The sequence below is a fragment of the Paracoccus sp. S1E-3 genome, from assembly GCF_013868135.1.
Taxonomy (GTDB): Bacteria; Pseudomonadota; Alphaproteobacteria; order Rhodobacterales; family Rhodobacteraceae; genus Paracoccus.
In genome coordinates this window covers 114303-138376 of the sequence record NZ_JACEMU010000004.1, presented here as the reverse complement: position 1 = coordinate 138376, position 24074 = coordinate 114303, and the positions used below count along the sequence as shown (strand labels likewise).

At 66.8% G+C, this 24074-nt stretch carries 21 protein-coding genes and 1 tRNA gene; 10 read left to right on the top strand and 12 right to left on the bottom strand.

Features of this window, described 5'->3' with window-relative positions; translation table 11 throughout:
* The first annotated feature begins 15 nt into the window (after window positions 1-15).
* The 3 genes from H1S04_RS00715 (at window position 16) to eno (ending at window position 3487) form a co-directional block, all read left to right on the top strand.
* The gene (locus tag H1S04_RS00715) at window positions 16-1425 is read left to right on the top strand and encodes a YdiU family protein (protein WP_181743655.1); all 1410 of its coding nucleotides are present in this window, start codon (window positions 16-18) and stop codon (window positions 1423-1425) included.
* Window positions 1422-2111, top strand: coding sequence for an endonuclease/exonuclease/phosphatase family protein (locus H1S04_RS00710; protein WP_181743654.1), 690 nt, complete (start codon window positions 1422-1424; stop codon window positions 2109-2111). Before H1S04_RS00715 ends, H1S04_RS00710 begins: the two co-directional genes overlap by 4 nt.
* Window positions 2112-2212: 101 nt before the next feature.
* The gene (eno, locus tag H1S04_RS00705; RefSeq protein WP_181743653.1) at window positions 2213-3487 is read left to right on the top strand and encodes a phosphopyruvate hydratase; all 1275 of its coding nucleotides are present in this window, start codon (window positions 2213-2215) and stop codon (window positions 3485-3487) included.
* A gap of 84 nt (window positions 3488-3571) precedes the next feature.
* Here the strand turns inward: eno and H1S04_RS00700 are convergent, their stop codons facing one another.
* Window positions 3572-4408: an aminoglycoside phosphotransferase family protein gene (locus H1S04_RS00700; protein ID WP_181743652.1), complete on the bottom strand. Its 837-nt coding sequence runs from the start codon at window positions 4406-4408 to the stop codon at window positions 3572-3574.
* Between the two features lie 14 nt (window positions 4409-4422).
* Complete coding sequence (locus H1S04_RS00695) at window positions 4423-5016, bottom strand: riboflavin synthase (protein ID WP_181743651.1); 594 nt, start codon at window positions 5014-5016, stop codon at window positions 4423-4425.
* A 206-nt stretch (window positions 5017-5222) separates the two neighbouring features.
* Here H1S04_RS00695 and H1S04_RS00690 point away from each other — a divergent pair, with 206 nt between their 5' ends.
* The 3 genes from H1S04_RS00690 to H1S04_RS00680 all read left to right on the top strand — a co-directional run bounded on the left by H1S04_RS00690 (window position 5223) and on the right by H1S04_RS00680 (window position 9765).
* A complete protein-coding gene (locus tag H1S04_RS00690; protein WP_181743650.1) occupies window positions 5223-6527 on the top strand; it encodes a capsule biosynthesis protein in 1305 nt (434 codons plus the stop codon).
* Window positions 6528-6655: 128 nt separating this feature from the next.
* A complete protein-coding gene (locus tag H1S04_RS00685; RefSeq protein ID WP_181743649.1) occupies window positions 6656-7765 on the top strand; it encodes a polysaccharide biosynthesis/export family protein in 1110 nt (369 codons plus the stop codon).
* A complete protein-coding gene (locus H1S04_RS00680; protein ID WP_181743648.1) occupies window positions 7765-9765 on the top strand; it encodes a capsular polysaccharide biosynthesis protein in 2001 nt (666 codons plus the stop codon). The genes H1S04_RS00685 and H1S04_RS00680 overlap by 1 nt, the downstream gene beginning before the upstream one ends.
* Here the strand turns inward: H1S04_RS00680 and ribD are convergent.
* From ribD to hemC, 9 genes are all read right to left on the bottom strand, one after another.
* Window positions 9762-10757, bottom strand: a complete 996-nt coding sequence (ribD, locus tag H1S04_RS00675; RefSeq protein ID WP_181743647.1) for a bifunctional diaminohydroxyphosphoribosylaminopyrimidine deaminase/5-amino-6-(5-phosphoribosylamino)uracil reductase RibD — start codon at window positions 10755-10757, stop codon at window positions 9762-9764. The genes H1S04_RS00680 and ribD overlap by 4 nt on opposite strands.
* A gap of 17 nt (window positions 10758-10774) precedes the next feature.
* Entirely contained in the window at window positions 10775-11239 is a 465-nt protein-coding gene (gene nrdR / locus H1S04_RS00670) for a transcriptional regulator NrdR (RefSeq protein ID WP_181743646.1), read from the bottom strand.
* 103 nt (window positions 11240-11342) lie between these two features.
* A complete protein-coding gene (locus tag H1S04_RS00665; RefSeq protein ID WP_181743645.1) occupies window positions 11343-11759 on the bottom strand; it encodes a secondary thiamine-phosphate synthase enzyme YjbQ in 417 nt (138 codons plus the stop codon).
* Window positions 11756-13249, bottom strand: a complete 1494-nt coding sequence (gene rmuC, locus H1S04_RS00660) for a DNA recombination protein RmuC (protein ID WP_255435417.1) — start codon at window positions 13247-13249, stop codon at window positions 11756-11758. The genes H1S04_RS00665 and rmuC overlap by 4 nt, the downstream gene beginning before the upstream one ends.
* A gap of 82 nt (window positions 13250-13331) precedes the next feature.
* Window positions 13332-13733, bottom strand: a complete 402-nt coding sequence (locus H1S04_RS00655) for a BLUF domain-containing protein (protein ID WP_181743644.1) — start codon at window positions 13731-13733, stop codon at window positions 13332-13334.
* Window positions 13734-13821: 88 nt separating this feature from the next.
* Window positions 13822-15789, bottom strand: coding sequence for an RNA polymerase sigma factor RpoD (gene rpoD / locus H1S04_RS00650; protein ID WP_181743643.1), 1968 nt, complete (start codon window positions 15787-15789; stop codon window positions 13822-13824).
* Window positions 15790-15912: 123 nt separating this feature from the next.
* Window positions 15913-17817 carry a DNA primase gene (dnaG, locus tag H1S04_RS00645; RefSeq protein ID WP_181743642.1) on the bottom strand — a complete coding sequence of 635 codons (1905 nt, stop codon included), beginning with the start codon at window positions 17815-17817 and terminating at the stop codon, window positions 15913-15915.
* 45 nt (window positions 17818-17862) lie between these two features.
* Window positions 17863-18456 carry a TetR/AcrR family transcriptional regulator gene (locus H1S04_RS00640; protein WP_181743641.1) on the bottom strand — a complete coding sequence of 198 codons (594 nt, stop codon included), beginning with the start codon at window positions 18454-18456 and terminating at the stop codon, window positions 17863-17865.
* 7 nt (window positions 18457-18463) lie between these two features.
* The gene (gene hemC, locus H1S04_RS00635) at window positions 18464-19441 is read right to left on the bottom strand and encodes a hydroxymethylbilane synthase (protein WP_181743640.1); all 978 of its coding nucleotides are present in this window, start codon (window positions 19439-19441) and stop codon (window positions 18464-18466) included.
* A 76-nt stretch (window positions 19442-19517) separates the two neighbouring features.
* Here hemC and hemE point away from each other — a divergent pair, with 76 nt between their 5' ends.
* The 3 genes from hemE to H1S04_RS00620 all read left to right on the top strand — a co-directional run bounded on the left by hemE (window position 19518) and on the right by H1S04_RS00620 (window position 21577).
* Window positions 19518-20546, top strand: coding sequence for a uroporphyrinogen decarboxylase (hemE, locus tag H1S04_RS00630; protein WP_181743639.1), 1029 nt, complete (start codon window positions 19518-19520; stop codon window positions 20544-20546).
* A 5-nt stretch (window positions 20547-20551) separates the two neighbouring features.
* Window positions 20552-21421 (top strand): DMT family transporter, encoded by an 870-nt coding sequence (locus H1S04_RS00625; protein ID WP_181743638.1) that lies wholly within the window; start codon window positions 20552-20554, stop codon window positions 21419-21421.
* Between the two features lie 66 nt (window positions 21422-21487).
* Window positions 21488-21577 (top strand) — tRNA-Ser (locus H1S04_RS00620).
* A 243-nt stretch (window positions 21578-21820) separates the two neighbouring features.
* Here H1S04_RS00620 and H1S04_RS00615 read toward each other — a convergent pair.
* Complete coding sequence (locus H1S04_RS00615) at window positions 21821-22807, bottom strand: LysR family transcriptional regulator (protein WP_181743637.1); 987 nt, start codon at window positions 22805-22807, stop codon at window positions 21821-21823.
* Window positions 22808-22923: 116 nt separating this feature from the next.
* Here H1S04_RS00615 and H1S04_RS00610 point away from each other — a divergent pair, with 116 nt between their 5' ends.
* The gene (locus tag H1S04_RS00610) at window positions 22924-24072 is read left to right on the top strand and encodes an HlyD family secretion protein (RefSeq protein WP_181743636.1); all 1149 of its coding nucleotides are present in this window, start codon (window positions 22924-22926) and stop codon (window positions 24070-24072) included.
* Window positions 24073-24074 lie beyond the last annotated feature (2 nt).

Below are 24074 nucleotides of genomic sequence, written 5' to 3'. Positions count from 1 at the left end.
CCCTAAATCTTCCCCATGACCGCACCCCAGTTTGACAACAGCTATATCGCCCTGCCCGCCCGCTTCTTCGCGGCGGCGGCCCCGGCGGGCAGCCCCAACCCGCAACTGCTGGCGCTGAACCGGCCGCTGGCGGCACGGCTCGGGCTGGACGCCGACTGGCTGGCCGGCCCCGAGGGGCTGGCGATGCTGGCAGGCAATGCGCTGCCACCCGGCGCCGCCTCCATCGCGCAGGCCTATGCGGGGCATCAGTTCGGGCAGCTGACACCCCAACTCGGCGATGGTCGCGCCCTGCTGATCGGCGAGGTGGTCGCGCCCGACGGCAAGCGCTTCGATCTGCAGCTGAAGGGCAGCGGCCCTACGGCGTTCTCGCGTCAGGGCGACGGGCTGGCCTGGCTTGGCCCGGTGCTGCGCGAATATCTGGACAGCGAGTTCATGGCCGCGATGCGCGTGCCCACCACCCGCGCGCTTGCGGCCGCGGCCACCGGCGGCATCGTGCAGCGCGAGGCCCTGCTGCCGGGGGGCATCCTGACCCGCGTGGCCGCCAGCCATATCCGCGTCGGCACCTTTGAATATTTCGCCCTGCGCGGCGATGTCGAGGCGCTGCGCGCGCTGACCGATCATGTTATCCAGCGGCATTTTCCGCAGGCGCAGAACCCGTTGCAATTGCTGCAGGCCGTGGTCGCCGCGCAGGCCGCGCTGATTGCGCAATGGATGGCGCTTGGCTTCATCCACGGGGTGATGAACACCGACAACATGGCGGTTTCCGGCGAGACCATCGACTATGGCCCCGCCGCCTTCATGGACGGCTATCATCCTGACATGGTGTTTTCCTCGATCGACCGCCGGGGGCGTTATGCCTGGGCGCAACAGCCGCAGGTGGCGGTGTGGAACCTGGCGCAATTCGCCTCTTGCCTGATCCCGCTGATGGGCGAGGATGAGGAAAAAGCCGTCGAGGAGGCGACCCGCGCCGTGCACGCCTTCCCGCAGATCTATCAGGCCGCCTGGGCGCGCCGCTTTGCCGCGAAGATCGGGCTTCCGCCCTCGGACGTGGCGATCGAACTGGTCAACCGGCTGCTGGATCTGATGGCGACGTCGCAGGCCGATTTCACCCGCAGTTTCGCCGGCCTCGCCGATGGCAGCGCGCGCGACGAATTTCTGGACCGCGCGGATTTTGACGCCTGGGCGGCCGACTGGCGCGCTGCTGGCCCCGACGCGGCCCTGATGGCCGCGGCCAACCCCCTGCGGATCCCCCGCAACCACCGGATCGAGGAAGCCATACAGGCCGCCGTGGCCGGCGACATGGCGCCCTTCCAGCGTCTGGAAGCCGCCCTGACTCACCCGTTCGAGGCGCGGCCCGAATGGGCGGATCTGTCGCGGGCGCCCGCGCCGTCCGAACGCGTCCTGCGGACCTTCTGCGGCACATGAGATTACGCGTCGCCAGCTATAACCTGCACAAGGGGCGCGGCATGACCGGCCCCCACGCGCCAGAGCGCAATCTGCAGGTCATCGCCGATCTGAACCCCGACATCATCACGCTGCAGGAGGTCGATTTCCGCTTCGGCGCCCGGCCCGAGGCGCTGCCCCGCGCCCTGATCCGCGAACTGACCGGGCTGGTGCCGGTGCAGATGCGCACCACCGGCGAGAGCTCGCTGGGATGGCATGGCCAATCGGTGCTGCTGCGCCCCGATCTGGCCGAGGAGGCCGTGCTGCGCCGCCTGCCCCTGCCGGGGATCGAGCCGCGCGGCGCGTTGGCCGTGCGCGTGGCGGGGCTGACCCTGATCGGCGTGCATCTGGGGCTGGCGCGATCTTCTCGGCGCGCCCAGCTGGCGCGGCTGATGGCCAAGGCCGCACGGTTGTCCGGCGATGCGGTGATGATGATGGGCGACTTCAACGAATGGCGCGGCGATCGCGGCCTTGAATCGCTGGAGATGCTGCGGGTGATCGCGCCGGGACCGAGCTATCCCGCGCCGATGCCGCGCCTGCGGCTGGATCGGATCGCCGTGTCCCAGGCGGTCGAGGTGCGCGCCACCGGGGTCGAGGACAGTCCGCTGGCGCGGCAGGCCTCGGACCATCTGCCGATCTGGGCCGAAATCACCGTGCATCAGCGCTGAAATCGCCTGCACCCGCGCGCAACGCGGCCCGCAGCGAAATTAGCGCCTTTCACCGCCCTTTCCGTGGCGGTATACCCGGCGCAACGGATCAGGAGGGACCTATGACCGCCATCATCGACATCTATGCCCGTGAAATCCTCGACAGCCGGGGCAACCCCACCGTCGAGGTCGACGTGACCCTTGAAGACGGCACGATGGGCCGGGCTGCGGTGCCCTCGGGTGCCTCCACCGGCGCGCATGAGGCCGTCGAGAAGCGCGACGGCGACAAGCAGCGTTACATGGGCAAGGGCGTGCTGGACGCCGTCGACAGCGTGAATGGCGAGTTGGCCGAGGCGCTGATCGGCGAGGATGCCACCGATCAGCGCGGCATCGATCTGCTGATGATCGAGCTGGACGGGACGCCGAACAAGGGCCGTCTGGGCGCGAACGCCATTCTGGGCGTATCGCTGGCGGTGGCGAAGGCGGCGGCCGAAGCATCGGCGCTGCCGCTCTATCGCTATGTCGGGGGCGCCTCCGCGCATGTCCTGCCGGTGCCGATGATGAACATCATCAATGGCGGCGAACATGCCGACAACCCGATCGACATTCAGGAATTCATGATCATGCCGGTCAGTGCGGACAATATCCGCGAGGCCGTCCGCATGGGCTCGGAAGTCTTCCACACGCTGAAGAAGGAACTGTCCTCGGCGGGCCTCGCCACCGGCGTGGGCGACGAGGGCGGCTTTGCGCCGAACCTGTCGAGCACCCGCGATGCGCTGGATTTCATCCTGCGCGCGGTCGAAAAAGCCGGCTACAAGCCCGGCGACGACATCATGCTGGCGCTGGATTGCGCCTCGACCGAGTATTTCAAGAATGGCAAGTATGAGATGGCCGGCGAAGGCAAATCCCTGACCTCGGCCGAGAATGTCGACTATCTGGCCGCGCTCTGCGCCGACTACCCGATCCTGTCGATCGAAGATGGCTGCGCCGAGGACGACTGGGAGGGTTGGAAACTGCTGACCGACCGTCTGGGCAAGCAGGTGCAACTGGTCGGCGACGACCTGTTCGTGACCAACCCGCGCCGGCTTGAGGAAGGTATCAAGAAGGGCTGCGGCAACTCTCTGCTGGTGAAGGTCAACCAGATCGGCACGCTGTCGGAAACGCTGGACGCTGTGGCGATGGCGACACGCGCGGGCTATACCAGCGTGATGTCGCATCGCTCGGGCGAGACCGAGGACGCCACCATTGCCGATCTGGCCGTGGCAACCAATTGCGGGCAGATCAAGACGGGGTCGCTGGCGCGCTCGGACCGGCTGGCGAAATACAACCAGCTGATCCGCATCGAGGAAATGCTGGGCGACGCGGCGGTTTACGCCGGCCGGTCGATTTTGCGGTAAGGTTCGTTCACTCGCAGACATAAAACGGGGCGCCACTGGCGCCCCGTTTTATGTCGGGCCGGTCGGGTTGTCGGCTGCCAGCCGTCAGCGGTCAAGTTCGGCCGCCGCCAGTTCCGCGACGCTCAGGTCAATCCGGGCCAGTGGATCGTTATCCTCAAGAAACCACGCTGCCGACAGGCCGGTCCATGCCAGAATCCACTGAAGCAGCCGCCGACGTTCCAGCCGCGCATGCTCTGCGACCACTTCCAGACGGCGCAGAAAACGGGCCGGATCGGCCGCGACCGGATGTTCCGGATCGCTCAGGTCCGGATTGGTGAAAATATTGGCGAAATCGAAACCGCGCTCACCAACAAGTCCGTGAGGGTCGATGGCAAGCCAGCCATGCCGACCGAAATCCAGCACATTATCATGATGCAGGTCGCCATGAAGCACACCACAATCAAGGGGATCGGTTAGCAGCTGCCCTGCCGTTTCGGCAGAGCGGCCCAGTATCCCCCCATAGCGCGCTGCCGCCGGTTCCAACTCGCGGAACCACCGGGTTAAAGGCACCAGCGGCGGAGCTTGCTGCGCGCGCGCCCTGTGCAGTTTCGCTGCGGTGGCGCAAAGGATGCGGCAGGCGTTATCATCGTCCCCGCTGCGTGACATATTCCCCAGGGAACGCGTGCCCTCGGCACGCTCCATCAAGAGGGCGCCGTTTTCCATCGCCTTCACCCGTGCCGCGCCCTCACCGTTCCACCACGCCATGAGTGCCGCACCGCGTTGCTGGTCTGCGGTAGAGGACAGCTTCAGCATGGCGGCGCGACCCTCCTGCCGGACCGGCAACAGGCAAGCCGTCGGCGTCGCAAGCGGTTCGCCGTCAGGGATCAGGTTCCAGCGCAAGAGATAGGGGGAAAATTCGTTGAGGCCGTCTGGCGACGCCATGGCCTTCGTCGGGGCTACCCCGCCTCCGCCAGCCGGGCGACGTAACGCGCCAGCGTATCAATCTCCAGGTTCACCTTGTCGCCGACCTTGACCGTGCCCCAGGTGGTCACCTCCTGCGTATGCGGGATCAGGTTGATGCCGAAGCGGTTGCCGTCGACCTCGTTCACCGTCAGCGAGGTGCCGTTCAGCGCCACCGAACCTTTCGGCGCGATGAACCGCGCCAGTTCCGGCGGGGCCTCGAAGGTCAGGCGCAGGCTGTCGCCCTCGTCATGCATCTCGACGAGTTCGGCCACGCCGTCGACATGGCCCGAGACGATATGCCCGCCCAGCTCATCCCCGACCTTCAGCGCGCGTTCCAGATTGATGCGCACGCCCGGCTCCCAGCCGTGATGGCCGATATTGGTCTTGGAAATCGTCTCGGCCGAGATGTCCACGTCGAACCAGTTCGGCCCTTTGCCGACCACGGTCAGACAGACACCGTTGCACGCAATGGAGGCCCCCAGATCGACCCCCGCCATATCGTAAGCGTTCCGGACCCGCGCGCGCAGATCGCCACGCTGCTCGACCTCGGTGACGGTGCCAATATCGGTAATGATCCCGGTGAACATCAGACTCTCCTGCGATTTGATCCGTGGGTAGCGAAGCGGGCGCGGACCGGCAAGTCCGAAGGGCGACGTCACATTGCCTTAACGCAGAACCGCCATGGCCCTTTCCAAAAGCGCGCGAAGCTGCAAAATAGGCACGTTTGAACAGTATCGGTTTTACCCCGCAGATGCCGCGCCCTACGTCCTCTCCCCCCCTGTCGCAGGATCCGATGACGCAGGCGCGTGATATCCCGGTAGATGGGCGCGTCTTCCTGTTGCTGCAAGGCCCGCACGGGCCGTTCTTCGACCGGCTGGGCAAGCTGCTGCGCGCGACCGGGGCGCAGGTCTGGCGGGTGGCCTTCAATGCAGGGGACGCCTATTTCTGGTCCGATCCCGCACGGCTGATCCTGCATCAGGGAACGCCCGAGGATTGGCCCGCCCATCTGGACCGGCTGATCGCTGAAAAGGGCGTCACCGACATCGTCCTTTACGGCGATGTCCGCCCCGTCCATGCCGCCGCCCGCGCCGCCGCCCAAGCCCGCGGCCTGACCCTGCACGTTTTCGAGGAAGGCTATCTGCGTCCCTTCTGGGTGACCTATGAACGCGGCGGCTCGAACGGGCATTCGCGGCTCATGCAGATCTCCCTGCCCGAGATGCGCGCCGCCCTGCGCGGGCCGCAGGCCGATCTGCCGCGGCCGCCGGCCAATTGGGGCGACATGCGCCAGCACAAGTTCTACGGCGCGCTCTATCATTTCCTCATCCTGACCGCGAATGGACGCTTCCCGAAATTCCGCACCCATCGCGCCATCTCGGTTCTGCAGGAGTTTCGGCTGAACCTGCGCCGGCTACTGCTCAGCCCGGTCTTCGCGGTCGATCACTTCATCCGCACCCGGCAAATCCGGCGCAGCGGGCACCCCTTCACGCTGGTGCTGATGCAGCTGGAACATGATGCCAGTTTCCGCGCCCATTCCGATTACGACGCCATGGCCGAATTCACCACCGAGGTGATCGAGGCTTTCGCCGTACATGCGCCACGCCATCACCATCTGGTCTTCAAGGGCCACCCGCTGGATGACGGCCGCACCAATCAGCGCCGCGACATCATGGTCAAGGCCCGCGAACTGGGCATCGCCGACCGCGTCCATCATGTCCCCGGCGGAAAGCTGGCGCTGCTGCTGGGACAGGCGCGATCGGTGGTCACCGTGAATTCCACCTCGGCTCAGCAGGCCCTCTGGCGGGGGTTGCCGGTCAAGGCGATGGGTCGGGCTGTGTTCGATAAGCCACAGCTGGTTTCGGGGCAGAACCTGCCGGAATTTTTCGTCCACCCGCAGCGCCCGGACCATGACAACTATCGGTTGTATCGGGATTATTTGCTGGAAACCAGCCAGATACCGGGCGGTTTTTACGCAAGCGGGGCCCGCGCCCCGGCCCTGCGGCTGGTGGTGGACATGATGATGGCCCCCCATGACCCCTATGACGCGCTTGCCTTCGGGCGGGCGGAAACGCGCCAGCAGCGTGGATCGGATTCACGCTAAATGGCAACGACGTATAGATAAACAACACTCCTCGCGCTAACGTGTCGCCGAGGGACCGCCGGAATCGGCGAGAAGCAGGAGATAAGAACTTGACCGCCACAGAAGTGTTCAACACACCGGCGCGAACGATGCGTTTGCCCCTGATCGCTGCCCTGATCGCCGTCACCGCCCTCGGCGCGTGCGGCCTGCCGCGTTCCGGCCCGAGCAAAAAGGAAATCCTGTCCGGCGCGGTCGAGAACGGCGGCGATTCCCACGTGATTTTCGTCAACAACCACGTCAACCGCACCGCCAACTTCACCCCGTCCTATGGCTTCTCGCGAGAGTTCCTGAATGCCGGCACCGTCGGCGCGGACGAGATCCGGCCCGGCGACACGCTGGGGCTGATGATCTGGGAAAACGTCGATGACGGCCTGCTGGTGGGTCTCGGCCAAAGCTCGACCGAGCTGCAGCAGCTTCAGGTCGACAGCCAGGGCTATATCTTCGTGCCCTATGCGGGCCGCATCCGGGCGGCGGGCAATTCGCCCGACCAGCTGCGCCAGGCGATCACCCAGCGGCTGGAAAGCCAGACGCCGGACCCGCAGGTCTCGGTCACGCGGGTGGCCGGTGACGGCGCCACCGTCTCGGTCATGGGCAAGGTCTTCGGCCAGGGCGTCTATCCGATCGAGCGCCCGACCCGGACGCTGTCGGCGATGCTGGCCAAGTCGGGCGGCGTCAATGTCGAACCCGAGGTGGCGGTCATCACCGTCAAGCGCGGCCGCGAGACCGGCAAGGTCTGGCTGTCGGACCTGTATTTCAACCCCTCCTATGATATCGCGCTGCGCCCCGGCGACGTGATCCTGGTGGAGGAAGATCAGCGCAGCTTCACCGCGCTCGGCGCGCTTGGCGGCCAGACGAAGGTGCCGTTGGGCAATGAACAGATCAACGCGATCGAGGCCATCGCCATGGTCGGGGGCCTGTCCACCGTGACGGCCGACCCAACCGGCGTCTTCGTGCTGCGCGATGAACCTGCGCAGGTCGCTTCGGCGGTGCTGGGCCAGCCGGTTTCGGGCACGCAACGCATGGCCTATGTGCTGGACCTGACCCGGCCGAACGGTCTGTTCCTGGCCCGCGATTTCCTGATCCGCGATGGCGATACCGTCTATGTGACCGAGGCGCCTTACGTGCAGTGGCAGAAGCTGCTGGGGGCGATCACGGGGGGTGCCAACTCGATCCGGACGCTGGAAAACATCGGGAACTGATGCACGAGATTCGCGATGCAGCCGCCGGGGTTACGCCCCGGCGGCTGTTTGTATATAACGGCGGTCTGCTGGGCGGCCGGGTGCGGCGGATCCTCGATCTGGCCGGCTGGGGGCCCCGGCTTGGGCTGGCCGGCACGGGCGATCTGATCGGCATCTGGGGCGCGGCGGGCACTGCGTGGCGGGGGCGCGCCATCGCCCGGCGCCGGGGCGCCGGTCTGGTTCACGTCGAGGATGCCTTTCTGCGTTCCATCCTGCCCGGACGGGCGCGCGGTGCACTGGCGCGGCGCGGCCCCATCGGGTTGATCGTGGATCCGTGTGGGCTGCATTTCGATCCGGTGACGCCCTCGCTGATCGAAACGCTGATCGCCAGCGGCGCAACCGCACCATTTCACGCCCAGGCCCGCACCGGGATCGCGCGGCTGATCGCGGCGGACCTGTCGAAATACAACGCCCACCTGCCGGATTGGCCGCCGCCCGAACCGGGCTATGTGCTGGTCATCGACCAGACGGCGGGGGATGCAGCACTGATGGGCGCTGATCGGGATCGTTTCCTGCAGATGCTGGCTGCGGCCCGCGCCGAGCATCCCCGCCAGCGGATCGTCATCCGCAGCCATCCCGAAACCGCCCAGGGGCTGCGTCCGGGCCATTTCACCGCTGCCGATCTGCTGCCGGGCGAGACCATCTGCGACGGTCCCGTCTCGCCCTGGTCGCTGCTGCGCGGCGCCAGTGCGGTCTATGCGGTCAGTTCGCAACTGGGATACGAGGCGATGCTGGCCGGGCATCGCCCGCGCCTGTTCGGGCTGCCCTTTTATGCCGGCTGGGGCCTCAGCGATGACGAAGCCGCGCAGCCCCGCCGCAGCCCCGCCCCTGTCGAGGCCCTTTTCGCCGCCAGCCACCTGATTGCGCCGATCTGGTACGATCCCTGCCGCGACGCCCTGACCGATTTCGACGGCGCGCTGGATCAGCTCGAGGCCGAAGCCAAGGCCTTCCGGCAGGATCATGCGGGCCACCTGGCTTATGGCATCCGGCTGTGGAAGCGCCCGTATATCGCCCGCGCCTTCGGATCGGTCCGCCCGGTCCGCTTTACCCGCCGGCCTTCTGCGGCGGTCACGCTGGTCTGGGCCAATCGCGCCGATGAGGTCGGCCCCGACGCGCTGCGGGTCGAGGACGGGTTCCTGCGCTCGCGCGGCCTGGGGGCGGCGCTGATCCCGCCGCTGTCACTGGTCGCGGATCAGGGCGGCATCTATTACGACCCGGGCCGCCCCTCGGCGCTGGAGGCGCTGATCGCCGCGCCCCTGCCGCCCGGCGGGGCCGCCCGCGCCGCGCGCCTGCGCCAAGCTCTGATCGCGGCGGGTCTCAGCAAATACAATCTGGGCGGCGACAATCACCTGCCTGACGGGGACGGACGGCCGCGCATTCTGGTGCCGGGACAGGTCGAGGATGACACCTCGATCCGCCTCGGCGCGGGCCTTGAACGCAGCAATCTCGCGCTGCTGAAACGCGTGCGCGCGGAAAACCCCGACGCTGTCCTGATCTACAAGCCGCATCCAGATGTCGAGGCGGGGTTGCGGCCGGGCGCGGTCGCGGAACAGGATCTGGCGCGGCTGGCCGATCATATCGCCCGCGCGGCCGATCCGGTCGCGCTGCTGGGTCAGGTCGACACGGTCTGGACCATGACCTCGACCCTCGGATTCGAGGCGCTTTTGCGCGGCATTCCCGTCACCACGCTGGGTGCGCCCTTCTATGCCGGATGGGGGCTGACCCGCGACCTCGGGCCGGTGCCGGCGCGGCGCCGGGCGCGCCCGGATCTCGACGCGCTGACACATGCGGTGCTGATCGGCTATCCGCGCTATGTCGATCCCATCAGCGGACTGCCCTGCCCGCCGGAGCTGGCGCTGGAGCGGTTGGCGGCCTCCGCTGTCCGGCAAGGCCGCGCCCTGCGCCTGCTGGCCAAGGCGCAGGGCGCGCTGGCAGGTCATGCGTGGATCTGGCGCCGTTAGGGCGCCGGGCGCGCCCAGTGCTGGCACAGATCGGGACCAAGCCGGAAGGCGCGCTGCAAGGTGAAGCGGGGCGCATCCGCGAGACTTGTCAAGCCCAGCGGACCGATGGCAGGCCGCGCATCGGCACCCAGCACGATTCCGGCGCTGTAGAGGACGAGCTCATCGACCAGACCATCGGCCAGCAATTGCGCCGCAAGCACCCCGCCGCCTTCGCAGAGGATCCGCGTCAGCCCACGATCGGCCAGCCCCGAGAGTGCCGCATGCATCCCGCCCGATATCTGCCACAAAGGGCCGTGATCGGCATCCTCGGGGGGAAGCCCCATCACCGGCCGGTCCGAGACGACGATCCGCACCGGCTGGCGCACCGGGCCGAGGCCGCGCACGTTCAGCGCAGGCCGGTCGGCGCGGGCGGTACCCCCGCCGACCATGATCGCGTCATGCTGCAGCCGCAGCAGGTGGACATGGCGCCGCGCGACAGCGCCGGTGATCCACTGGCTTTCGCCGGCGGCGGTGGCAATGCGTCCGTCCAGACTGGCGGCGAGTTTCAGGGTCACCATCGGCAGGCCCTCAGTCACCCGCTTCAGAAAACCGCGCTGCAGGGCCGCGGCCTCGGCGGCGCGGACACCTTCGACGACCTCGACCCCGGCGGCGCGCAGCTTGGCATGGCCCTGTCCGGCGGTGCGCGGATCGGGATCGGTCAAGGCGGTCACCACCCGGCTCACCCCCGCCGCAATCAGCGCGTCAGAACAGGGGCCGGCGCGGCCCTGATGCGCACAGGGCTCAAGCGTGACATAGGCGGTGGCGCCCTGCGCCGCGGCGCCGGCGGCATCCAGCGCCATGCGTTCCGCATGGGGCCGGCCTCCCGGCTGGGTCCAGCCCCGCCCGACGACGCCGCCACCACCCTCATCCGGGCGGACCAGCACACAGCCGACCGCCGGATTGGGCCACACGTTTCCCAGCCCGCGCCGCGCAAGCCGCAGCGCGTGGTCCATGTGGCCGGCGTCGGAAATCAAGCGTCCTCGCTCGGCGGACGCAGTTCCGAGACGAACTTGTCGAAATCGCCGGCATCCTGGAAGTTCTTGTAAACGCTGGCAAATCGCACATAGGCGACATTGTCGATCCGGGCCAGCGTCTCCATCACGATCTCGCCGATGATCTTCGAGGAGATGTCGGTCTCGCCCATGCTTTCCAGCCGCCGCACGATGCCCGAGATCAGCTGATCGATGCGCTCGGCCTCGATCGGACGCTTCTGCATGGCGATGCGGATCGAGCGGGACATCTTGTCACGGTCGAAATCCTCGCGCCGGCCGTTCGACTTGACCACCACGAGATCGCGTAGCTGGACGCGCTCATAGGTGGTGAAGCGCCCCCCGCAGGCCGGGCAGAAGCGGCGGCGGCGGATCGCGACGTTGTCCTCGGCCGGTCGCGAGTCCTTGACCTGCGTATCGACATTTCCGCAAAACGGGCAGCGCATCCCTCGTGTCCCTTATCTCGTCCTCACGACCGAGTTATCCACAAGCTGCGCAGGAATCGCAACAAGGATTGTAGGACCTCAGGTGCGAAACACCAGATGCGGGTCAGGTTGGAGTGAACGCCAGCGCAACCTCGCGCCGATGCGGACGGGTGCGGTGCTCGACCAGATAGATGCCCTGCCAACGGCCCAGCAACATTTGCCCGGCCCGCACCGGGATCTGCAGACTGGTCGGCAGCACCGCGGCCTTGATATGCGCGGGCATGTCGTCGGGGCCTTCCAGACGATGGGTGATCCAGCCCATCTGCGGCGCATCGGCCGATGGGGCCAACCGGTCGAGCCACGCCAGCAGGTCGGTCCTCACATCGGGATCGGCGTTTTCCTGGATCAGCAGACTGGCCGAAGTATGGCGGATCAGCAGCGTCAGAAGGCCGTCGCCCTGCCCCGACAGCATCTGCGCCACGTCTGAGGTTATTTCATAAAAACCAACACCATGCGTATCGAATTTAAGAATTTCGTTCATGGCTCGCCCTCCTCGGGCACGGGCAGCGCATCGGCCTTGTCATGGTCGATGGCCAGCTTTTTCGTCGCGCGCGCACCCAGCTCGCGCAGCATTTCGACCTGGCGGATGACATTGCCATTTCCGCGCGACAGCCGATCGACAGCCGTGCGATGGGCGTTGCTGGCCTTGTTCAGCGCCGCGCCGATTTCGTCCAGCGAGTCCACGAAGCCCGCGACCTTGTCATAAAGCTGACCGGCGCGCCGGGCGATTTCCAGCGCGTTGGATTCGCGCCGCTCGACCGTCCAGATATGTTCCACCGTGCGCAGCGTCAGCATCAGGGTGGTCGGCGTGGTCAGCCCGACACGGCGGTCCATGGCAAAACTGGCCAGCCCCGGATCCACGCGCAGCGCTTCGGAAAATGCACCCTCGATGGGGATGAACATCAGCACATAATCCACCGCCCCGTCATCAAGCTGGTCATAGCCCCTGGCCGACAGCGCGGTGACATGGGCGCGCACGGCCTCGACATGGCGCTTCAAGGACGCCGCCCGGTCGGCTTCGGTTTCGGCATTCACCGCCGCCTCATAAGCGTTCAGCGACACCTTGCTGTCGACCACCAGCAGCTTTTTCTGCGGCATCCGCACGATCACGTCGGGGCGCCAGACGCGACCATCCTCATCGGTCCAGCTGGATTGAACAGCGTAATGAATTCCACGCTCTAGACCGGATTCCTCAAGTATTCTCTCAAGAATCATCTCGCCCCAGGCACCCTGCTTCTGCTTGTCGCCTTTCAGCGCGCGCGTCAGGGCGCTGGCTTCATGGCCGATATTGGCGATCTGTTCGCGCAGGCGCGCGCCCTCCTCGTCGAGGATACGGTTGCGGTCGCGCAACTCGCGCTGGAAATGCAGCACCTGCTCGCGGAACGGGTTCAGCAGCGCGTTCAACTGCTCGCCATGGGTCTTCTGCATGTCGGCCCCCTGCACCCGCAGGGTCTCATTGGCCATCAGGCGGAAATGGCCGGTCATTTCCTCGCGCAATTCGCGCAACTGAACGAGGTCATGAGCGGCCCGTTCGCGGTCCTTTTCGGCCGCGAGCCGCGTCTGGGCGAGGTCGGTTTCCAGGCGCGACACCGCCTGCCGTGCGGCATAGAGCGCATCGTTCAGGCCGTCGCGTTCCTCGGCCAGTTCCGCCAGACGCCCGATCCGATCCTCCAGCCGGGTTTCCACCTGGCTCAGTTTCAGCGCGTTTTCGCGCCCCGCTTGCGCCTCCTGCGCCAGACGGGTTTCCAGACCGGCCAACTGGGATTGCTGCCGCGCCGATTCCTCGACCCGCGTGGCAAGATCGCGGGTCAGCTGGGCCGCCGCCTCCCGCGACTGCGCCAGATCGCGCCGGCCACGCCAGTAAAGCAGCAGCAGCAGCGCCAGTGCCGCCCCCAGCACCGCCAGCACCCGCCCCATGACCACGGCATCGCCCAGCCAGAGATCAAACTGCGCCTGAAAACCCTCGCCCATTCGGCCCCCGCTGCTGTTCCTGTTTTGTGCCTAGCCGATTCCGGCCAGCCCCGCAACCGAAGGTCAGCGCCGGCTCGGCGTGTCAGGCGGCGCGCAGCAGCAGGAAGCGGTGCAGACAGGATCCGAAGGCGCGGAGGTCGTGCGAATTGGTGCCGCGCTCGGCAAGGAAATCGAACAGCGGCGCCTGGCTGCCGTCGGAAAAGCCCATAGCCCAGACTGGGAACTGACGTTCCTCGATCGCGCCGCGGCTGAAGACGGTGATGTCGCGGTGCCGCGCATCTTCCATGATGCTGTCGACGACCTGATTCAGCGCGTTTTCGGGCCCTTCCAGCCATTGAACGAAAATGCCGTCCTCGGCATGCAGGAAGCCGGTCAGGCCAAGCCGGGCATTCCGTTCGCGCGCGACGGCGAGGATATCATCGCAATCGCGATAGAAGAAAAGGTTGTCTCGGCCGGAACTGCGATAAAGGAGATGCGCAAGCACCATGGTCCTACCCCGATGAATGAGACAAAGCTAAGACGCGCGGTGCGATTGGCGCAAGAAGTTCTTGCGCCAATTAAGAAAAATCAGGTCACTGATCGAGGAAACTGCGCAGCTTGCGCGAGCGCGAGGGGTGCTTCAGCTTGCGCAGCGCCTTCGCCTCGATCTGGCGGATGCGTTCGCGGGTGACGCTGAACTGCTGGCCCACTTCTTCCAGCGTGTGGTCGGTGTTCATGCCGATGCCGAAGCGCATCCGCAGAACCCGTTCCTCGCGCGGGGTGAGGCTGGCCAGAACGCGGGTGGTGGTTTCCTTCAGGTTTTCCTGAATGGCCGAATCCAGCGGCAGGACCGCGTTCTTGTCCTCGATGAAATCGCCAAGCTGGCTGTCCTCCTCGTCCCCGATCGGGGTTTCGAGGCTGATCGGTTCCTTGGCGATCTTCATCACCTTGCGGACCTTTTCCAGTGGCATCTGCAGCTTTTCGGCCAGTTCTTCCGGCGTCGGCTCGCGGCCGATCTCGTGCAGCATCTGACGGCCGGTGCGGACCAGCTTGTTGATCGTCTCGATCATGTGGACCGGGATGCGGATGGTGCGCGCCTGATCGGCGATGCTGCGGGTGATCGCCTGCCGGATCCACCAGGTCGCGTAAGTCGAGAACTTGTAGCCGCGGCGGTACTCGAACTTGTCCACCGCCTTCATCAGGCCGATATTACCTTCCTGAATAAGATCAAGGAATTGCAGGCCGCGGTTCGTGTATTTCTTGGCGATCGAAATGACCAGACGCAGATTCGCCTCGACCATTTCCTTCTTGGCCTGACGGGCCTCTTTCTCACCGCGCTGCACCTGGTTCACGATGCGGCGGAATTCCTCGATGTCGACGCCGACATATTGGCCGACCTCGGCCATGTCGTTGCGCAGCTGTTCGACCTTGTCGAGGCTGCGCTCGAACAGCGCCTGCCAGCCGCGGCCCTTGTTGGCCGACATCCGGTCGATCCAGGCCGGGTCCAGTTCGGCGCCGCGATAGGCGTCGATGAATTCGCGCCGGTTGATGCGGGCGGCATCGGCCAGCTTCACCATGCCGGAATCGATCGTCACGATGCGGCGGTTGATGCCGTAAAGCTGATCGACAAGCGCCTCGATGCGGTTGTTGTGCAGATGAAGCGAATTCACCAGCACCACGATCTCGCCCCGCAGCTTCTGATAGGCGATCTCGTCGGCGGCCGAGAAGGTGCCGTCCTCATTCAACGTCGCCGACATGCGCTGATCCTGCATATGGGCAAGATCCTCATAGTCGCGCGCGATGGATTCCAGCGTCTCCAGCACCTGCGGTTTCAGGCTGGCCTCCATCGCGGCCAGCGACAGGTTGGCGCCTTCGTCTTCCTCGTCATCCTCGACCGGCAGCGGGTTGCCGTCGGCATCGGTTTCCTGCTCGCGCTCGGTGCGGGACGCCGCGGGGGCGGCACTGTCGCTCAGGTCTTCGACGCTTTCTTCGTCCATGGACTGGCCGAAGGTGGTTTCCAGATCGATCACGTCGCGCAGCAGGATGTCTTCGTCCAGAAGTTCCTGCCGCCACATGGTGATGGCCTTGAAGGTCAGCGGGCTTTCGCACAGGCCCGCGATCATGGTGTTGCGCCCGGCCTCGATCCGCTTGGCGATGGCGATCTCGCCCTCGCGCGAGAGCAGTTCGACGCTGCCCATCTCGCGCAGATACATGCGGACGGGGTCGTCGGTACGGTCGAGCTTTTCGGTTTCGCTGCTGGCGAGGGCGACCTCGCGCGAGGTCGAGGAAGTGACCGCCACTTCGCCGCCCTCGCCGTCCTCGCCTTCTTCCTCGTTCTCGACGACCTGGATGCCCATTTCGGACAGCATGGACATCACGTCCTCGATCTGGTCGGAACTGACCTGCTCGGGGGGCAGAACGGCGTTCAGCTGGTCATAGGTGATGAAGCCACGCTCGCGCGCTTCGGCGATCATCTTCTTCACGGCCGTCTGGCTGATGTCGAGCGAGTGGTCGTTATCCTGGCTGTCGTCGCGGGAGGTGTCGTCGTCCTTGGCGGCCATGGTCGTCCTGTCAGCGGAGTGATTCGGTTGGCCCGAATCAGATGGGGATCGGCACCGTTGTAGACAAGATGCGCGCGGGGTTCAAAGGCCGGGCGATTCGCAAATTGGCGAAACGGCCCCGAATCACCCGCGCTTGTCGCGCTTGGTGTCGAAATAAGAAGCAAGACGCGCGGAAAGCGCGCTGCGGTCTTCGTTCATGTCCGCACTGTCTTCGATCTGCGGACTTTCGGCCCGGTGTCGGGCGCGTGCGGATTCGCTCATCCGCCAGGTCAGGCCTTCATCGACCAGACCCTGGATCTCTGCCTCGGCGCGGGCCAGTTCGGCCAGTGCAGCGCGGCGGGCTTCGATCTTGTCGAGGATATTGGCCAGCACCACTGCGGCCTTCTCGGCATCGTCAGGCTGGCGGATCAGCGGCGAGGCCTTGACGTAGGCATCCTCCATGATCCGCGCAAGGGCCGCCCGCCCCGGCTCGCTGTCCGCGCCGGCCAGCAGATCGTGGCACAGCGCCGCCCGCCCCGCGTCGGTCGGGGCCAGCAGTTCCATGCGCGATTCGACCCGGTGCGCGATGCCCGGATAGGCCGCGCACAGCGCCAGCACCATCGCCTCCAGCGTGGCGTCGCCCGCATCCTGCTGCCCGAGCGGCGTCGCCCGCGTCTGCGCGCGCGCCGGTTCCGGCTGGCCGCGTCGGCCCAGCGGATTGCGGGTGTCGCGGGGGCCGGGGGTCAGGCGCCCGGCGCCGCGCCGGCCGCCGAACAGCGCATAGCGGCGCTCCTTCAAAGCGGCGGTATAGTGGTTGCGCGTCGTCTCGTCGGGGATCACAGCGATGGCCTTGCGCAGGCTGGTGTCCAGCGCCGCGCGGCGTTCGGGACTGTCGAAATCGCGGCCCTCGGTCTCGCGCTGCCACAAAAGATCGACCAGCGGGCGGGCCGCGTCCAGCACCGCCTGCATGGCCCCTGCCCCCTGCGCGCGGATCAGATCGTCGGGGTCCTGCCCGGCCGGCAGCACCGCAAAACGCAGCGCCTGCCCCGGTCCGGTCATCGGCAGCGCCAGATCAATCAGTCGCAGCGCCGCGCGTTGACCGGCGGCATCGCCGTCCAGCATGATCACCGGCTCGGGCGAGATCCGCCACATCAGGCGCAACTGATCCTCGGTGATCGCGGTGCCCAAGGGGGCAACCGCGCCTTCGAACCCCGCCAGCACCAGCGCGATCACATCCATATAGCCCTCGGCCACGATCAGCGGTGCGCCCTTGGCCACCGCCGCCCGCGCGGGCGCGAGGTTGTAAAGGTTGCGCCCCTTGTCGAACAGCGGGGTTTCGGGGCTGTTGAGATATTTGGCCCGCGCATTCGGGTCCATGGCGCGGCCCCCGAAGGCGATGGCGCGGCCGCGCGCATCGCGGATCGGGAAAATGATGCGGCCCCGAAAGCGATCAAAGGGCGCGCCGCCATCATCGGGCCTGGCGGCCAGACCCGCATCGACGATCACCTCGGGCGGCATCCCCTTTTCGCGCAGGGCGTGAAACAGACCCTGACGCGCGTCCGGCGCGAAGCCCAGCTCGAACCGGTCGATCGCCGCCTGATCGAGGCCGCGCCGGGTCAGATAGTCGCGCGCCGCCGTCCCCTGCCCGGTCGACAGCTGCATCCGGTAATGCCGGGTCGCCGCCTCCATCGCCTCGACCAGAACGTCGCGGCGATCGGCGCGCTGACGCTCGCCCGGCTCGCGTTCGGGCATCGGCAGGCCGGCCTCGGCGGCCAGCACCTTCACCGCTTCGATGAAATCCAGCCCCTCGGCCTCGCGCAGGAAGGTCAGCGCGTCGCCCTTGGCGTGGCAACCGAAGCAGTAATAGAAGCCTTTCTGGTCATCGACATGAAAGGACGCGGTTTTTTCGCCGTGAAACGGACAGGGTGCCCACCAGTCGCCCTTGGCCTGATTGGATCGGCGCAGATCCCATGTCACCTTCCGCCCGACAATCCGGCTGACCGGAACGCGGGCGCGCAGTTCATCCAGAAAGGTGGGCGAGATCGACATGGGCTTTATATCGGCGTCCGGTGGGGCGGGGGCAAGTGCGTTCGATCAGCGCTCGGCCGCGCCGACCGCGCCGCGGACGAGACCCCGATAGTAGTGGTGCAGCTGGTCGCGGTCCAGACGCCCGCCGTCGCGATACCAGTTCGTCACCGAGGTCAGCATGCCGATCAGCGCCATCCGTGTCAGCCGGGTGTCCTCGATCCGCATCTGGCCCGAAACCACCCCTGCATCGAGGATTGCCTGCAGCCCGCGCTCGTAGCGCCGCCGCAAGCCGGTGATGAGCGCCAGATTGTCGGGACTGAGATTGCGCAGTTCCATATAGGACAGGAACACACCGTCGGGATGATCGAGACTCATGTCGATATGGAAGTCCACGAAACGGTCCAGCCGGGTCAGCGGCGGGGCCTGGGAATCGTCCCGCCACGCCGCCAGGATCATCTCCATATGGGTGCTCAGCAGATCGGCCAGCAGCGCCTGCTTGTCCTCGGTATAGGCATAGATGGTGCCCACCTGCACGCCGACTTCGGCCGCGATCTGGCGCATGGAGACGGCGGCATAGCCGTGGCGGGCGAACAGGCGCAGGGCCACGGCGCGGATCAGCGGGCCAGTCACCTCGGCACGGGAACCCAGCGTGCGCGCCATGATGCGCCTATGTCAACGGCGGCGAGCCGCGCTCGCCCGCGCTGCCGAACAGGTCGAAGAAATCCGCCGGCGCACGTGCGCGCAATTCATCGGCCAGATCGCGACCCATGGCCGGGCCATCCGCCGCCAGCCCCTCGCGAAGGCTCGCGAAGACGGCCGAACCGTCGGGCAGGATCAACTCCCCGCGCAGGGTCAGCCGGTCGCCGCGCAATTCGGCCAGCCCGGCAATCGGGGTCTGGCAGGACCCGTCCAGCTGGGCCAGAAAGGCCCGCTCGGCATCGATGCGCAAGGTGGTGTCGGCGTCATTGATCGCCGCCAGCAGCGGGCCGGTCCTCGCATCGTCGCGCCGGCGCTCGATCCCGATGGCGCCCTGGGCGACCGCGGGCAGCATTTCATCGGTCGGGATCTCGCTGCGCACCACGTCCAGCCGGCCCAGCCGGGTCAGCCCGGCCATGGCGAGAAAGGTCGCCTGCGCCACGCCGTCCGCCAGCTTCTGCATCCGGGTCTGCACATTGCCGCGAAACTCGACCAGCACCAGATCGGGGCGCCGATGCGCAAGCTGGGCCCGGCGCCGCAGGCTGGAACTGCCGACCACGGCGCCCTGCGGCAGATCGGCGATGGAGGCGAAATCGGGGCTGACAAAGGCGTCGCGCACGTCCTGGCGCGGCAGATAGCAGTCGATGACCAGCCCATCGGGCTGCAGGACCGGCATGTCCTTCATCGAATGGACGGCGATGTCGATGGCGCCGTCCAGCAGCGCATCCTCGATTTCGCGGGTGAACAGGCCCTTGCCGCCGATCTCCTTCAGGGGGCGGTCCAGAATGCGGTCGCCGGTGGTCTTGATGACCACGATCTCGAACGCCGCTTCGGGCAAACCGTGGGCCAGCATCAGCCGGTCGCGCGTCTCATAAGCCTGCGCCAGCGCCAGAGGCGATCCGCGCGTGCCGATTTTCAGGGTGCTCTCAGGGGTCGGCCATTGTGTCATGTGGAAGGCATAGCGACGCGGCGAAGACTTGACAATGGGCGCGCCCCTGCGGTGAAAGGCCGCGAAGGAGACCGCGATGACCAAGACGATCCTGCGCGCCCTGGCGGGCGAGACCCTGCCCACTCCGCCGATCTGGATGATGCGCCAGGCGGGCCGCTATCTGCCCGAATATCGCGCCACGCGGGCGCAGGCGGGCGATTTCCTGTCGCTGTGCTACACCCCGGATCTCGCCGCCGAGGTCACGCTGCAGCCGATCCGCCGCTATGGTTTCGACGCGGCGATCCTGTTCGCCGACATTCTGCTGGTCCCGCAGGCGCTCGGCGCCGATCTGTGGTTCGTCACCGGCGAGGGCCCGCGCCTGTCGACCATCACCGACGCGTCCGGCGTCGCCGCCCTGAAACCGGTGGATGCGATCCATGACAGGCTGTCGCCGGTCTATGAAACGCTGCGGATTCTGTCGCGCGAATTGCCCCGCGACACCACGCTGATCGGCTTTGCCGGCGCGCCCTGGACGGTGGCCACCTACATGGTCGCCGGTCGCGGCACCAAGGATCAGGGGCCGGCCCACGCGATGAAGGATGCCGACCGCATGGCCTTCGCCGCGCTGATCGACCGGATTACCGATGCGACCATCGAATACCTCTCGGCCCAGATCGAGGCGGGGGCCGAGGTGGTAAAACTGTTCGACAGCTGGGCGGGCAGCCTGAAAGGCCGGGATTTCGATGATTTCGCGCTCGCCCCTGCCGCCCGCATCATCGCAGCGCTGAAAGCGCGCCATCCTGGCATTCCCGTCATCGCCTTCCCGCGCGAGGCCGGCCCCCGCTATGAAGGCTTTGCCCGCGCCACCGGCGCCGATGCCGTGGCCCTTGACAATTCGGTCGATGCGGCCTGGGCGGCGGCGCATGTGCAGAAGGATGGCTGCGTTCAGGGCAATCTGGACCCGCGCCATATGGTCACCGGCGGCCCCGAACTGGTCGCCGAGACCCGCCGCATCGTCGAGGCTTTCCGGGGCGGCCCGCATATCTTCAACCTCGGTCATGGCATCACCCCGGATGCCGATCCCGATCATGTGGCCCTGATGATCGAAACGGTCCGCAAGGGCTGAGCCCGATGTGGATCCTCGCCACCCTGATCGCGGCGGCGGCCCAGACCGGGCGCAACGCCGCGCAGGCCGGACTGACCGGCCAGATCGGCACGATCGGGGCAACCGCCGTGCGCTTCATCTTCGGGCTGCCCTTCGCGGCGCTGTTTCTGGCCGTGCTGGCATCGCGCACGGGCCTGCCCACCATCGGCCCCGACACGCTGATCTGGGCGGCGCTTGGCGCGGGCGCCCAGATCGCCGCCACCGCCTTCATGCTGGTGACGATGCGCGGACAGGGCTTTGGCGTGGCCACCGCCCTGATGAAGACCGAGCCGGTCACGCTCGCCATCTTCGGCGCGCTGTTTCTGGCCGAACCGCTCGGGCTGGCGCGTCTCGCCGCGATCTCGCTTGCGGTGCTGGGCGTGGTCCTGATGTCGGGCGCCGACTGGTCGCGCGCCCGATCAAGGACGGTGGCCACAGGCATCGCCGCCGGCGCGCTGTTCGGCCTGTCCGCCATCGGCTTTCGCGGCGCCATCCTGGCCCTGCCGGAGGGCGAGGCGTTGCTGCGCGCCGCGGTCGTGCTGGTGATCGCGCTGGCGATGCAATCGGCGGCAATGCTGCTGTGGCTGATCCTGCGCGAACCCCACACCCTGCGCGCCATCGCCCGCAGCTGGCGGGTCTCGCTGGCGGCTGGCGCGCTTGGGGCGTTCGCCTCGCTGTTCTGGTTCATCGGCTTTGCGCTGACCTCGGCCGCGAATGTGCGCACCCTGGCGCTTGTCGAGGTCTTCTTCGCCCAGATCCTGTCCGCCCGGCTGTTCCGCGAAGGCGCGAGCGCGCGCCAGATCCTTGGAATGGTTCTGATTGTGGCGGGCGTGGCGCTGCTGATCCGCGTCGCCTGAAGAACCGCGGCGCCTGCGGCATTTTCCGCTTGTGAACCTGCCTTCCCCGCTGCTAAACGCGTCGGCGGAGATGTGGCCGAGTGGTCGAAGGCACACCCCTGCTAAGGGTGCATACCGGAAACGGTATCGAGGGTTCGAATCCCTTCGTCTCCGCCATCCTCTACCTCGCAGCAAGACTTTACCTGCCATTCCCACAAGATCCTGGCCGAGGCCCGCATCATTGCCGGAAAGCTGCATAGCGTGGCGGATCCGCTGAATCGGCTCCTGCGCGTTGTGCATCTGCTCCGTTCGGTGATCTTCCCCGACCTTCCCGGACCTGCCAACTGATCGGTCGCAAACCGCCGCTACCGCGAAAATCCTGCATCGACCATCCATGCCGCTGGCGCGCCCCAAACCTCCTTACGGAACGTCGCGCCTGTCCTGCTCACGCACCACCTCGAGCAGCGTCTCGCGCAGCCAGGCGACGGCGGGATGGGCGCCATAGGTGTTGTGCGACAGCATGTCGATCTGCGTGGGCGGGCGCGGAACGGGACTTTCGAACAGGGCAAGACCATGGGTCTTGCGGTAGGTTTCCGCCGCGCTGCGCGGCACCAGCGCGATCATGTCCGTGGCGGCCACCAGGGGTGGCGCGGCCAGAATCAACGGCACGGTGGCGCCGACCCGGCGGGTCATGCCAGCCTCGCGCAACAGCGTTTCCAACTGCGTCGGGTCACTGGTGACGAAGGCGCGCTCCAGCCCCTCCTGATCCTGCATCGCGGACGCCTCGGCCACGGCACGCCCCGACAGCAGGATATCGACATGCGGATAGCGGCCCAGCGTCTCCAGCGTCAGCGGCGCCGATGCAGCCGGATGATCCCGGCGCATGATCCAGACCATCTCGACCGGGGCCAGCGGCTCGCGCCGATAGCGGCTGGGGATGCGGCCGAAGGCGCCCACGACAAGGTGCAGCGTGCCGCGGTCCAGCTCCTCAACCAGGTTCAGGTCGTTGAACATCCGCAGCCACAGCCTGACCTGCGGTGCCTCGGACCGGATGCGGGCGATGACCTGCGGAAACAGCCCGCCGATGAAGAAATCCGATGTCGCCACCACAAAAGTCATATCCGAGGTGGCCGGATCGAAGCGCGGCGCCGACAGCGCGGTCGAGATCTGCGCCAGCGCGCCGCGCAGGGGAAGCGCCAGTTCCATCGCGCGGGGCGTTGGGTGCATGCCTTGCGGGCCGCGCACGAACAGCTCGTCCCCGGTCAACAGCCGCAGCTTGGCCAGCGCGTGGCTGATCGCCGACTGGCTGAGGCCCAGCCTGTCGCCCGCGCGGGTCACGCTCCGCTCCTCCATCAGGGCGTCGAAAACGCGGATCAGGTTCAGGTCAGCTGCATGAATGTTATTCATGTTTCAAATCATAGCTATTCATTTCAATCATGTGAACCCCTCGCCTATATCGGTGTCAACAGCAGGGCAGGCAGACAGCCCACCCCATGAACAGTCCGTTTCAAGGAGCCGATCCGATGAGCAAGCCGGTCGTCCATATCCTACCCAAACCCGAAGCTGCCGCGCCGCAGGCATCGACCCGGAAACCGCGCCGCCGTGCTTACCTGACCCTTGCGCGGGCCTCGGTGATCGTGGCCGGGATCGGCCTTGCGGTGGTGGTGCCGCTTGGCTGGGGCAGCTGGGTCGCGGGTCTGACCAACCAGACCACCAACAATGCCATGCTGCACGCCGATACCACGCCGATCAGCGCCGAGATCGAGGGTCGCATCACTCGCCTGTCGGTCGCGGATTATCAGGCGGTCAAGGCGGGCGACCTGCTGATGCAGATTGATCCGACCGAATATCAGGCCCGTGTCGATCAGGCGCGGGCCGGCGCCGATTCGGCGGCGGCCGCAATTCACAACATCGAAAGCCAGATCGTTCTGCAGCATCGCGTGATCGAACAGGCCGAGGCCGGCCTTGCCGCGCTGGAGGCCGACCGCGAGCGGATCGACAGCGAGAACCAGCGCCAGACGACGCTGAAGCAGGGCGGCTGGGCCAGCGGACAGAAACTGGAAGCCGCGGTGGCTGACATGAAGCGGATCGAGGCAACCATCGTCGAACAGCAGGCCGCGATCGCCGCCGCGCGCGAGCAGCTGAACGTGCTGGCCACCCAGGCCGAGCAGGCCGAGGCCGAACGCAGCAGCCGCGCCGCCGCGTTGAAGCTGGCCGAGATCGAGCTGGATCGGACCCGGATCACCGCCCCGATCGATGGCGTCGTCGGTGTCAGCGGCGTGCGCGAGGGGCAATATGTTCGCGCCGGTTCGCAGCTGGTTTCGGTTGTGCCGATGGCGGATCTGTATGTGACCGCGAATTTCAAGGAAACCCAGCTGGCCAAGGTGCGGCCCGGTCAGGCTGTCAGCGTGCAGGTCGATACCTTCCCCGGCAAGGTTCTGACGGGTCATGTCGAGCGGCTGGCCCCGGCGACCGGATCGGTCTTCAGCCTGCTGCCGGCCGACAATGCCACCGGCAATTTCACCAAGATTGCGCAACGCGTCAGTGTCCGCATCGCTCTGGACCGCGACCCCGAGCTGGAAGGCCTGCTGCGCCCCGGCATGTCAGTCGAGGCGACCGTCCATACCGACCGCGACGCCAGCGCAGATACGCAACTGGCCCAGATCCGCTGATC

Excerpts from the sequence above, each read along its gene's own strand:
- hemE (WP_181743639.1), top strand. The coding sequence starts at position 19,518 with ATGACCAAGACGATCCTGCGCGCCCTGGCGGGCGAGACCCTGCCCACT.
- rpoD (WP_181743643.1), bottom strand. The coding sequence starts at position 15,789 with ATGGCCGCCAAGGACGACGACACCTCCCGCGACGACAGCCAGGATAAC.
- H1S04_RS00690 (WP_181743650.1), top strand. The coding sequence starts at position 5,223 with ATGACGCAGGCGCGTGATATCCCGGTAGATGGGCGCGTCTTCCTGTTG.
- H1S04_RS00700 (WP_181743652.1), bottom strand. The coding sequence starts at position 4,408 with ATGGCGTCGCCAGACGGCCTCAACGAATTTTCCCCCTATCTCTTGCGC.
- H1S04_RS00685 (WP_181743649.1), top strand. The coding sequence starts at position 6,656 with ATGCGTTTGCCCCTGATCGCTGCCCTGATCGCCGTCACCGCCCTCGGC.
- dnaG (WP_181743642.1), bottom strand. The coding sequence starts at position 17,817 with ATGTCGATCTCGCCCACCTTTCTGGATGAACTGCGCGCCCGCGTTCCG.
- rmuC (WP_255435417.1), bottom strand. The coding sequence starts at position 13,249 with ATGGGCGAGGGTTTTCAGGCGCAGTTTGATCTCTGGCTGGGCGATGCC.
- H1S04_RS00640 (WP_181743641.1), bottom strand. The coding sequence starts at position 18,456 with ATGGCGCGCACGCTGGGTTCCCGTGCCGAGGTGACTGGCCCGCTGATC.
- H1S04_RS00615 (WP_181743637.1), bottom strand. The coding sequence starts at position 22,807 with ATGAATAACATTCATGCAGCTGACCTGAACCTGATCCGCGTTTTCGAC.
- H1S04_RS00610 (WP_181743636.1), top strand. The coding sequence starts at position 22,924 with ATGAGCAAGCCGGTCGTCCATATCCTACCCAAACCCGAAGCTGCCGCG.
- H1S04_RS00665 (WP_181743645.1), bottom strand. The coding sequence starts at position 11,759 with ATGAACGAAATTCTTAAATTCGATACGCATGGTGTTGGTTTTTATGAA.
- eno (WP_181743653.1), top strand. The coding sequence starts at position 2,213 with ATGACCGCCATCATCGACATCTATGCCCGTGAAATCCTCGACAGCCGG.
- H1S04_RS00715 (WP_181743655.1), top strand. The coding sequence starts at position 16 with ATGACCGCACCCCAGTTTGACAACAGCTATATCGCCCTGCCCGCCCGC.
- H1S04_RS00680 (WP_181743648.1), top strand. The coding sequence starts at position 7,765 with ATGCACGAGATTCGCGATGCAGCCGCCGGGGTTACGCCCCGGCGGCTG.
- ribD (WP_181743647.1), bottom strand. The coding sequence starts at position 10,757 with ATGGACCACGCGCTGCGGCTTGCGCGGCGCGGGCTGGGAAACGTGTGG.
- nrdR (WP_181743646.1), bottom strand. The coding sequence starts at position 11,239 with ATGCGCTGCCCGTTTTGCGGAAATGTCGATACGCAGGTCAAGGACTCG.
- H1S04_RS00710 (WP_181743654.1), top strand. The coding sequence starts at position 1,422 with ATGAGATTACGCGTCGCCAGCTATAACCTGCACAAGGGGCGCGGCATG.
- H1S04_RS00625 (WP_181743638.1), top strand. The coding sequence starts at position 20,552 with ATGTGGATCCTCGCCACCCTGATCGCGGCGGCGGCCCAGACCGGGCGC.
- hemC (WP_181743640.1), bottom strand. The coding sequence starts at position 19,441 with ATGACACAATGGCCGACCCCTGAGAGCACCCTGAAAATCGGCACGCGC.
- H1S04_RS00695 (WP_181743651.1), bottom strand. The coding sequence starts at position 5,016 with ATGTTCACCGGGATCATTACCGATATTGGCACCGTCACCGAGGTCGAG.